Origin of the sequence: Acidovorax sp. SUPP950 (assembly GCF_030158935.1) — a bacterium.
Taxonomy (GTDB): domain Bacteria; phylum Pseudomonadota; class Gammaproteobacteria; order Burkholderiales; family Burkholderiaceae_C; genus Paracidovorax.
On record NZ_BQXE01000002.1, the window covers coordinates 52,331 to 63,585 of the forward strand.

Annotated in this window: 6 protein-coding genes; 3 read left to right on the plus strand and 3 right to left on the minus strand. The window is 69.6% G+C overall.

The window, feature by feature from the left end; genetic code table 11:
- The first annotated feature begins 96 nt into the window (after positions 1–96).
- Complete coding sequence (locus tag AVME950_RS09520; RefSeq protein ID WP_284404718.1) at positions 97–297, plus strand: hypothetical protein; 201 nt, start codon at positions 97–99, stop codon at positions 295–297.
- 101 nt (positions 298–398) lie between these two features.
- Here the strand turns inward: AVME950_RS09520 and AVME950_RS09525 are convergent, their stop codons facing one another.
- A complete protein-coding gene (locus AVME950_RS09525) occupies positions 399–1,508 on the minus strand; it encodes an ABC transporter substrate-binding protein (protein WP_284429638.1) in 1,110 nt (369 codons plus the stop codon).
- Between the two features lie 190 nt (positions 1,509–1,698).
- The gene (locus tag AVME950_RS09530) at positions 1,699–2,799 is read right to left on the minus strand and encodes an ABC transporter substrate-binding protein (protein WP_272569813.1); all 1,101 of its coding nucleotides are present in this window, start codon (positions 2,797–2,799) and stop codon (positions 1,699–1,701) included.
- A 237-nt stretch (positions 2,800–3,036) separates the two neighbouring features.
- Between AVME950_RS09530 and uvrA the strand changes: the two genes are divergently transcribed.
- Positions 3,037–8,883: an excinuclease ABC subunit UvrA gene (gene uvrA / locus AVME950_RS09535; protein ID WP_284429639.1), complete on the plus strand. Its 5,847-nt coding sequence runs from the start codon at positions 3,037–3,039 to the stop codon at positions 8,881–8,883.
- A gap of 20 nt (positions 8,884–8,903) precedes the next feature.
- On the opposite strand, the gene AVME950_RS09540 is transcribed toward uvrA, so the two are convergent.
- Positions 8,904–10,082, minus strand: coding sequence for an MFS transporter (locus AVME950_RS09540; protein WP_284429640.1), 1,179 nt, complete (start codon positions 10,080–10,082; stop codon positions 8,904–8,906).
- A 172-nt stretch (positions 10,083–10,254) separates the two neighbouring features.
- Between AVME950_RS09540 and AVME950_RS09545 the strand changes: the two genes are divergently transcribed.
- A complete protein-coding gene (locus tag AVME950_RS09545; protein ID WP_284429641.1) occupies positions 10,255–11,235 on the plus strand; it encodes a LysR family transcriptional regulator in 981 nt (326 codons plus the stop codon).
- The last annotated feature ends 20 nt before the right edge of the window (positions 11,236–11,255 follow it).

Consider the following 11,255-nt stretch of genomic DNA (forward strand, 5'->3'; position numbering starts at 1 on the left):
GCTGCCAACCCGTGTTCCAGACGATCCGAGCCTCACATCCCGAAAGGGGTGTGGGGCTTTTTTTCAGCCGTTCGTTTCACTAAAAAGGAGATAGGTATGTGGAAAATTGTCGTGGGCTTCGTTCTGTTCGCAGCGCTGTCGCTCTTCGTCATCATGAAAGCCGGAGACAAAGTGGACATGAGCGGTGAAAAGCACGGGGCCGATGCCGTGCATGTGCCTGAAACGGCGGCCCCCGCAGCCAGCAGCCCCGCATCGGCGCCCGCGGTGCCCGCCTCGGGAGCCAGCAGCGCTTCCTGAAAACAGGCGGCTGCCCGATGCAGACGTGAAGAAGCCCGCTGATGCGGGCTTTTTTGCCGAGCGCAGACGGTCGGGCGGGCGAAAGCGAGGTTTTCAGCCCCTCAGCGGCGGAATTTCCCGTCCGCGCCGAGGATGGACAGTTCGGCAAAGTCCAGCCCGGTGTGGTCGTCGGGGCCGTAGCTCACCTCCAGGCCGCCCAGATCGACTTTCTGCAAGCCTTCCAGCGCGGCGTGGATCCGCTCCCGGGTGGGCTTGGGGCCGGCGCGGCGCAGGCCTTCGACCAGCACCTTGGCGGCCGCGAAACCTTCCAGCATGGCGGGGCTGATTTCCTTGCCCCGGCTCTTGGCGAGGCCCTGCGCTTCGCTCACCAGCGGCACGTTCACGGCGCGCTCATTGGGGAACACCTGGGTGACGATCACACCGCGAGCGTTGGCTCCCAGGCTTTTGGCGAAACCCGCGGAGGCATTGTTGGACAGCGTGGCCACCTGGGCCGTGGATCCTGCGGCGCGCAGGGCCGCGTAGCCTTCGGCCACGGCGGTGCTGGAGGCGATCATCAGCACGGCCTGGGCCTGCGACTGCGCGATCTTGGGCACGAGGGCTCCGAAATCGGGCTTGGTGCGGTCGACTTTCTCCAGCAGCACGGCTTTGAGCTTGGCGGTGTCCAGCCCCTTTTGCGCGCCGACCAGGCCGTCCGCGCCGAAGCTGTCGTCCGCATGGACCACGGCGATCTTGGTGATGCCGGTGGATGCCAGGTGCGCGATGGCCTTCTCGGCTTCGCGCTGGTAGGGCGCCCGCACGTTGAAGACGTTCCGGCGCACGGGCCGGTGCAGCACCATGGCACCGGTGGAGGGGCCGACCAGCGCCACGCCGTATTTGTCCAGCAGCGGGATGACGGCCTCGGTGGGCGGCGTGCCGCGCGTGAGAAAGAGAGCGGAGACGTTCTGCTCTTCGATCAGCTTGCGGGCATTGGCTGCGGCCAGTTGGGGGTCGAGCTTATCGTCCAGCGAGATGAGCTGGATTTTCTGCCCGTGGATGCCACCCCGCGCATTGATGGCGTCCAGGTACAGCTTGGCGCCGTCGGTGGTTTCCTGCACCCCTGCGGCCACCGTGCCGGAAAAACCGGCAGTCTGTCCGATGAGGATCTGCGCCTGCGCGGCCGACAGCAGCGCCGTCAAGGCCACGCCCGCGCTGATTTTCTGGAGGGTTCTCATAGCTCTCTGGTCAAAGGATGGAGGGGCGTGCCGGACTCGCTCCGGCCCCGGCATGTCCGGCGATAGCGCTTCTCAGGAAAGAACGTAACCCAAAGGTACGAGGATCGTGCCGAGGCGATGGCCGCGGCTTTCCTCATATCCCCCGGATGGGCCGGGCCACTGCGGCCGCCCGGGCATGCTGCCCGGGCCTTCAGCGGCGGAATTTTCCGTCGGTTCCGATGATAGACAGGTCGGCGAAGTCCAGGCCGGTGTGGTCCTCGGGGCTGTAGCTGACCTCCAGCCCGCCCAGGTCGAACTTCTGCAGCCCTTCCAGGGCCGCCTGGATGCGGTCGCGGGAGGGCTTGGGGCCGGCGCGGCGCAGGCCTTCCACCAGAACCTTCGCGGCGGCATAGCCTTCCAGCATGGCGGGGCTGATTTCCTTGCCCTGGGCCTTGGCAAGGTCCTGCGCCTCGCGCACCAGGGGGAAGTTCATGGCCCGTTCGTTGGGGAACACCTGGGTGACGATCACACCGCGGGCGTTGGCGCCCAGGCTTTTGGCAAAGCCGGCGGAGGCGTTGTTGGACAGCGTGACCATCTGCGCGCCCGATCCGGCGGCGCGAAATGCCGCATAGCCTTCGGCCACGGCGGTGCCCGAGGCGATCATCAGCACGGCCTGGGCCTGCGACTGCACGATCTTGGGCGCAATGGGCGCAAAGTCCGGCTTGGAGCGGTCGAACTTTTCCTGCAGCACGGCTTTGAGCTTGGCGGCTTCCAGCCCCTTTTGCGCGCCGACCATGCCGTCGGCCCCGAAGCTGTCGTCCGCCTGCACCACGGCGATCCGGGTGATGCCCATGGACACCAGGTGGGAGATCGCCTTTTCGGCTTCGCGCTGGTAGGTGGCGCGCACGTTGAAGACGTTCTTGCGCACCGGCTTGTGCAGCACCATGGCGCCGGTGGAGGGGCCGACCAGGGCCACGCCGTGCTTGTCCAGCAGCGGAATGATGGCCTCGGTGTGGGGCGTGCCGCGCGTGAGGAAGAGGGCGGAGACGTTCTGCTCTTCGATCAGCTTGCGGGCATTGGCGACGGACAGTTGCGGATCGAACTTGTCGTCCAGCGAGACCAGCTCCACCTTCTGCCCGTGGACCCCGCCCCGGCCGTTGACGGCGTCCAAATACAGCTTGGCGCCCTCGGTCGTCTCCTGCACGCCCGAGGCCACTGCCCCCGAGAATCCGGCGGTCTGGCCGATGAGAATCTGTGCCTGGGCCGCCGACAGCAAGGCGGCCAGGACCAGTGCGGCGCCGGTGTTGCGCATGAATGCCATGGTGTGTCTCCAATCCGTGAGGGGTTGCCGAGGAAAGCCCTCTGCCTGGGCGCCACCTTGCCGAAGTTGGCGATTCGTGACAATAGGTAACACCCTGGGTCGAAGGCCTTTTCCATGCCGCGGGCGGTTGCCAACGGCGGCCTCGCCCCGATATGGGAAATCGCCCTACCTTCCGCGCGCGGAAGCCGTCCCTAGAATGCTCCGCCTCCCCTACCCGAAAGACCCCCGATGACCCAGGGATTGATCCGCATCCACGGTGCACGCCAGCACAACCTCAAAAACCTCGATCTGGACATCCGCACGGGTGAGTTGACGGTGGTGACGGGCCCCAGCGGTTCGGGCAAATCCAGCCTGGTGTTCGACACCCTCTACGCCGAGGGCCAGCGCCGCTACGTGGAAACCTTCAGCGCCTACGCGCGCCAGTTCCTCGACCGCATGGACAAGCCCGCCGTGGACAAGGTGGAGGGCGTGCCGCCCGCCATCGCCATCGACCAGACCAACCCGGTGCGCTCCAGCCGCTCCACGGTCGGCACGATGACCGAGCTGAACGACCACCTGAAGCTGCTCTTCGCCCGCGCCGGCCAGCTGTTCGACCGGCAGACCGCGCAGCCGGTGCGCCACGATTCGCCCGAGACCATCTACGCCGAGCTGCAGCGCCGCTGCGCCGAGGCCGGCGACCCGCGCGTGGTGCTGACCTTCCCCGTCGAGCTGCCCGCCAACACCTCGCCCGAGCAGGTCGAGCAGTGGCTGTCCGCCAGCGGCTTCACCAAGGTCCAGGCCGAGCGCGAGGTCGCGACGCCCACCGGGCCCCGCAAGCTGCTCGATGTGGTGGCCGACCGGTTCCGCCTGGGCAATGCCGAGAAGGCGCGGGTGGTGGAGGCCATCGAGGTGGCGATCAAGCGCGGCACCGGGCGGCTGAACGTGTACCGGCTGGTGGACGACGGCGAGCCGGAACTGTGGCGGTTTTCCACCGGCCTGCACTGCCCGGACAGCGACCTGCGCTACAGCGAGCCGATTCCGTCGATGTTCTCGTTCAACTCCGCCGTGGGCGCGTGCGACACCTGCCGCGGCTTCGGCCGCGTGATCGGCGTGGACTATGGGCTCGTGATCCCCAACGAGAAGCTCACGCTGCGCGCGGGCGCGATCAAGACCATCCAGACGCCGGCGTGGAAGGAGGCGCAGGACGACCTCATGCGGCACGCCGAAACCGCCGGCATCCCGCGCGACACGCCCTGGTACAAGCTCACCGAGGACCAGAAGCAGTGGGTCATCGGCGGCGCGCCCGGCTACAAGGACGGGCAGTGGAACAAGCAGTGGTACGGCATCAAGCGCTTCTTCGAGTACCTGGAGAGCAAGGCCTACAAGATGCACATCCGCGTGCTGCTGTCCAAGTACCGCAGCTATACGCCGTGCCCCACCTGCGGTGGCGCGCGCTTGAAGACCGAGAGCCTGCTGTGGCGCGTGGGCAGCAAGGAGGACGCCGACATCGCGATCGACCCGGCCCGCCGCTTCATGCCCCAGGGCGTGCAGTGGAGCCGCGCGCAGCTCGAAGCGCTGCCCGGCCTGTGCCTGCACGACCTGATGCTGCTGCCCATCGACCGGCTGCGGCGCTTCTTCGACCGCATGGAACTGCCCGAGGGCGATGCTGCGGCCGGGGGCGACGCGCAGGCGCTCAAGCTGCTGCATGAAGAGATCACCACGCGCCTCAAATACCTGTGCGACGTGGGCATCGGCTACCTCACGCTGGACCGGCAAAGCCGCACGCTCAGCGGCGGCGAGGTGCAGCGCATCAACCTGACCACGGCGCTGGGCACCTCGCTGGTGAACACGCTGTTCGTGCTGGACGAGCCCAGCATCGGCCTGCACCCGCGCGACATGCACCGCATCACCGAGGCCATGCTGCGCCTGCGCGATGCGGGCAATACGCTGGTGGTGGTGGAGCACGACCCGGCCGTCATGCTGGCGGCCGACCGCGTGATCGACATGGGCCCCGGCCCGGGCGAGCGCGGCGGCTCCATCGTGTTCGACGGCACCACGGGCGAGCTGCGCCGCGCCGACACGCTCACCGGCCAGTACCTGGCCGGCACCAAGCAGATCGGCATGGGCTACCAGCGCCGCGTGACGGAGGCCACGCCGCGCCTGATCCTGGAAGGTGCGCGCGAGCACAACCTGCAGAACGTGTCGGTAGAGTTCCCGCTGCAGCGCCTGGTCACCGTGACCGGCGTGAGCGGCTCGGGCAAGTCGAGCCTGATCCAGGACGTGCTGGCCCCCGCGCTGCTGCGCCACTTCGGCAAGGCGACGGAGACGCCCGGCGCGCACGACCGCCTGCTGGGCGCGGACCACCTGGGCGAGGTCGTGTTCGTGGACCAGTCGCCCATCGGCAAGACCGCGCGCTCCAACCCGGTGAGCTACGTGGGCGCGTGGGACGCGATCCGCGAGCTGTTCGCCGTGGCGCCGCTGTCGCGCCAGCGCAGCTACACCGCGGCCAAGTTCAGCTTCAATTCGGGCGACGGGCGCTGCCCGACCTGCGGCGGCTCGGGGTTCGAGCACGTGGAGATGCAGTTCCTGTCGGACGTGTACCTGCGCTGCCCCGACTGCGACGGCAAGCGCTACCGACCGGAGATCCTGGAGGTGACCATCGAGCGCGGTGGCCGCTCCTTCAACGTGGCCGACGTGCTCGACCTCACGGTGAGCGAGGCGGCCGCCCTGTTCGCTGCCGACCGCGACGTGATCCGCGCCCTGCAGCCCATCGTGGACGTGGGGCTGGAATACGTGAAGCTGGGCCAGCCCGTGCCCACGCTGTCGGGCGGCGAGGCCCAGCGCCTGAAGCTGGCCGGTTTCCTCGCGGAAGCGGCACGCGTGGAAAGCAAATCGCGCCAGCCGCTGGCGCGCAAGGGCACGCTGTTCCTGTTCGACGAGCCCACCACGGGCCTGCATTTCGACGACATCGCCAAGCTCATGCGGGCGCTGCGCAAGCTGCTGGACGCCGGGCATTCGCTGGTGGTGATCGAGCACAACCTGGACGTGATCCGAGCCAGCGACTGGCTCATCGACCTCGGCCCCGAGGGCGGCGACGGCGGCGGCCTGCTGGTGGCCGAGGGCACGCCCGAGGACGTGCGCCAGCACCCCACCTCGCACACGGGCGCCGCGCTGCGCGAGTACGAGCAGGCCCTGGGCGCGGGCGGCCACTCGGTGCACGAGAAGGCTGCGGTGCTACGAAAAGAGAAGCAGCGTGCCCTAGCGGAACATGCGCCGGCGGCCAAAAACGCCATCGAAATCGTCAACGCCAAGGAGCACAACCTCAAGAACCTGAGCGTGGACATTCCACGCGGCCAGTTCAACGTGATCACCGGCGTGTCGGGCTCGGGCAAGTCGACGCTGGCGTTCGACATTTTGTTCAACGAAGGGCAGCGCCGCTACCTCGAATCGCTGAACGCCTATGCGCGCTCCATCGTGCAGCCGGCGGGCCGGCCCGAGGTGGATGCGGTGTACGGCATTCCGCCCACGGTGGCGATCGAGCAGCGCCTGTCGCGCGGCGGGCGCAAGAGCACGGTGGGCACCACCACCGAGGTGTGGCATTTCCTGCGCCTGCTGTACGTCAAGCTGGGCGTGCAGCACTGCGTGCACGACGGCGCCGCCGTGCAGCCGCAGACGCCCGACAGCATCGCCGCGCAGCTGCTGCGCCACTTCAAGGGCCAGCACATCGGCCTGCTGGCGCCGCTGGTGATGAACCGCAAGGGCGTCTATACCGAGCTGGCCGACTGGGCGCGCCCGCGAGGCTATACCCACCTGCGCGTGGACGGGCACTTCCTGCCCACCACGGGCTTTCCGCGCATCGACCGCTTCAAGGAGCACACCATCGAGCTGCCCGTGGCCAGCCTGGACGTGTCGCCCGAGAACGAGGGGTTGCTGCGCTCGTCGCTGGCGCGCGCGCTGGAACTGGGCAAGGGCGTGGTCCACGTGCTGAGCCAGCTCGATGGCCTGAAGGACGCCATGGTGGCCGGCACCGCCACCGCGCACATCGGGGCGCTGCAGGCGTTCTCCACCAAGCGCGCCTGCCCCGTGTGCGCCACCAGCTATGCCGAGCTGGACCCGCGCCTGTTCTCCTACAACAGCAAGCACGGCTGGTGCCCGGACTGCGTGGGCACGGGCGTCAAGCTCACCCGCGAGCAGCGCAAGGTGTTCGACGACTCGGTGCAGGACGACAAGGAAAAGGGCCGCGAGCAGACCTTCGCCGAGCCCGAAGCCGAGGACGTGGCCGACGTGGCCTGCCCCACCTGCCAGGGCACGCGGCTGAACGCCACGGCCCGCGCCGTGCGCTTCGGCGAGAACGCCGCCGCCGGCCGTGCGGGCGTGGGCATCGCCGACATCGCCGCGCTGTCGGTCACCGACATCCGGCAGTGGATCGAGGCGCTGCAGCAGGGCGCGGCCTTGAGCCAGCGCGAGGCCGACATCGCGCGCGACCTGATCCCCGAGATCCAGAGCCGGCTCGAATTCCTGGAAGAGGTGGGCCTGGGCTACCTCACGCTGGACCGGGGCGCGCCCACGCTCTCGGGCGGCGAGGCGCAGCGCATCCGCCTGGCGGCGCAGCTGGGCAGCAACCTGCAGGGCGTGTGCTACGTGCTGGACGAGCCCACCATCGGGCTGCACGCGCGAGACAACCAGATCCTGCTGAACGCACTGCACAAGCTGGGCGACAAGGGCAACACGCTGGTGGTGGTGGAGCACGACGAGGACACCATCCGCCGCGCCGACCACATCATCGACATCGGCCCGAGCGCCGGCAAGCGCGGCGGGCGCCTGGTGGCGCAGGGCAGCGTGGCCGACGTGCAGGCCGCCGAGGATTCGCAGACCGGCCGCTACCTGCTGCATGCCATGCGGCACCCGCTCAAAGCCCGTCGCCCGGTGGTGCCGCCCGTGCACATTGCCCGCTCGGATGCTACTATTTTGATAGCTAACAAGGCAGAAAGTACCAGGGCATCCGGCCAAAAAGAGGCCGAAACTGCCGAGCCGGAGCACTGGCTGACCGTGCGCGGCGCGCACCTGCACAACCTGCAGCGCGTGACGGCCAGCGTGCCGCTGAACCGCCTGGTGGCCGTGACCGGCGTGAGCGGCTCGGGCAAATCGACCCTGGCGCGCGACGTGCTGCTGGCCAACGTGCAGGCCTGGGTGCAGCAGCGCTCCACCAAGGCCGGGCGCGATGCGATGGACGCCGGCAAGGCGCCGCCCCTCGTGGGCTGCAGCGGCCTGTCGGGCTTCGAGACGGTGGACCGCGTGCTGGAGGTGGACCAGACCCCCATCGGCAAGACGCCGCGCAGCTGCCCCGCCACGTACATCGGCTTCTGGGACACCATCCGCAAGCTGTTCGCCGAAACGCTGGAGGCCAAGGCGCGCGGCTATGCGGCCGGCCGGTTCAGCTTCAACACCGGCGAAGGGCGCTGCCCCAGCTGCGAAGGCCAGGGCATCCGCACCATCGCCATGAGCTTCCTGCCCGACGTGAAGGTGCCCTGCGAGACCTGCCACGGCGCGCGCTTCAACCCCGAGACGCTGGCCGTCACCTGGCGCGGCAAGAGCATCGGCGACGTGCTGCAGATGGAAGTGGACGAGGCGGTGGAGTTCTTCGCCAGCATGCCCGGCATCGCGCACCCGCTGCAGCTGCTCAAGGACGTGGGCCTGGGCTACCTCACGCTGGGCCAGCCCAGCCCCACGCTGTCGGGCGGCGAGGCGCAGCGCATCAAGCTGGTGACCGAGCTGACCAAGGTGCGCGACGAGGTCGGCCGCCGCGGCCAGAAGGCGCCGCACACGCTCTACGTGCTGGACGAGCCCACGGTGGGCCTGCACATGGCCGACGTGCACAAGCTCATCCAGGTGCTGCACCGGCTGGTGGACGGCGGGCACAGCGTGGTGGTCATCGAGCACGATCTGGACGTGATCGCCGAGGCCGACTGGATCCTCGACCTGGGGCCGGAAGGCGGCCGGGAGGGGGGGCGCATCGTCGCAGCCGCCGCGCCGGAAGAGGTGGTGCGGCTGGGCACGCACACGGGCAAGGCCCTGGGGCCGGTGCTGGCGCGGTAGTGGTAACGCCGGGAGCGCTCTCAGGCGCGGGCCGGGGCGTCCCTCGACGCGGCGCGTCCGTCGCGGCGGGTGCTCGCGCCCACCAGCGCCAGCCCCAGCGCCGCGAGGGCGGCGGCCACCCAGGTCACCGAGAGCAGGCCCAGGCCCTGGGCGATCGCCAGCCCGCCCAGCCACGCGCCGATGGCGTTGCCCAGGTTGAAGGCCGAGATGTTGAGGCTGGAGGCCAGCGTGGCGCCTTCGGGCCCCGCCTGCTGCAGCACGCGCATCTGCATGGGCGCCACGGTGGCGAAGGCGGCGGTGCCCAGCACCACCACGTAGGCCATGGCGAGGCCGGCATGGCCGAACGCCCAGCGGCCGGCCACCAGCACCAGCATCAGGGCGCCGATGGACATCGCCAGCGCCCGCATCACGCCCCGGTCGGCCAGCTTGCCGCCCAGCAGGTTGCCGGCCGCCAGGCCCGCGCCGAACAGCAGCAGCGTGAGGGCCACCCACGCGCCGTCCATGTGCGTCACCTGGGTGAGCAGCGGCTCCACATAGGTGTAGAGCGCGAACACGCCGGCGAAGCCGAACACCGTGATGCCCAGGCCCAGCCACACCTGGGCGCGGGCGAGCACGGCCAGCTCCTGCCGCAGGGGCGTGGCGGCCGGCCGGCCCGCATCGCGCGGCACGAAGGCCGCCAGGATCGCGAGGGCCGCCACCCCCACGACCGCCACGGCGGCGAAGGCCATGCGCCAGCCGAAGTGCTGGCCGATCCAGGCGCCCGCCGGCACGCCCAGCAGGGTGGCCAGGGTGAGTCCCGAGAACATGAGCGCGATGGCCGAGGCTTTCTTCTCCTGCGGCACCAGCCCGGTGGCGACCACCGCTCCGACGCCGAAGAAGGTGCCGTGCGTGAGCGCCGTCAGCACGCGTGCCGCCAGCAGCCAGCCATAGCCGGGGGCCACCACGGCCGCCGCGTTGCCGGCGATGAAGATCAGCATCAGGGCCAGCAGCAGGCGCTTGCGCGGCCACTGCCGCGTGAGCAGCGTCAGCACCGGCGCGCCCACGGCCACGCCGATGGCGTAGCCCGAGATCAGCGTGCCGGCGGTGGGAATGGAGATGTGCAGGTCTTGGCTCACCTGCGTGAGCAAGCCCATGATGATGAATTCCGTGGTGCCGATGCCGAAGGCACCGGCCGCCAGGGCGAGGAGGGAGAGAGGCATGGAAAAAAGCGTCCGCAGGGACGAAGATGGGTCGATGCCTGGAATGTGACGGCCCCAAGGGCTTTTGTGTAGCGGGAATAATGGAAAGGCCTTTGTGCCTCACGGGCACAAATCGGCGGCCTCTCGGCTTTTCTTTTTCCCACCTCCCGAACCCCATCGTCCAGTGCCTCCGATGCCTCGATCCCAGCCCCAGCCCCAGCCCCAGCCCGACAGCACCACGGCCGAAACCCACCGGTCCGGCGAACTGGAGGTGCTGGTGCTGGTGGCCGAGCGCGGCAGCCTGTCCGCCGCGGCGCGGCAACTGGGCGTGTCGCCCTCGGCCATCAGCAAGGCGATGTCGCGGCTGGAAGCGCGGCTGGGCGTGCAATTGCTCCAGCGCAGCACGCGGCGCGTGCTGCTCACGCCGGAGGGCACGCAGCTGTACCAGGGGGCCAAGCGCCTGCTGGCCGACCTCAACGATCTGGAGGCCGACGTGGCGGCCCGCAGCGCGCCGCGGGGCACGGTGCGCATCGGCGCCAGCACGTCCACGGGCGCCGTGCTGCTGCTGCCGCTGGTGCCGCGCCTGCGGGCGCTGCACCCCGGTCTCAGCCTGGACCTGTACTTCACCGACCACGTGGTGGACCTGGCGGACGCGGGCATCGACATCGCGATCCGCTGGGGCGCGCTGCCCGCCTCGGACATGGTGGCGCGCCTGCTGGGCCACACGCGCCAGATCGTCGTGGCCGCGCCGCAGTACCTCGCGCGCCACGGCGAGCCCCGCCATCCTGACGACCTGCATCGGCACGTGCGCCTGGGCTGGAACTACCCGCGCGCCATTCCGCACTGGCCCTTCATGGTGGACGGCCAGCGCGTGGCCGTGGACATCGGCCATGCGATCCGCGTCAACGACGGCGACGTGATGCGCCGACTGGCACTGGAGGGCGCGGGGCTGGCCCGGCTGTCGCTCTACCACGCCTGGGACGATGTGGCGAGCGGGCGCCTGGTGCCGGTGCTGGAGGCGTTCAATGCCGGCGACCTGGAGCCCATCCACGCCGTCTACATCGGCCGTCCCGACCGGCTGCCCCCGCGCACGCGCGCCGTGCTGGATTTCCTGCAGGCGAACGTGGACCTGCGGCACGCCGAGGCGGCGCTGCCGCCGGGCGGCACGGCCTGAGCGTGGCGGCGTTTTCCTGC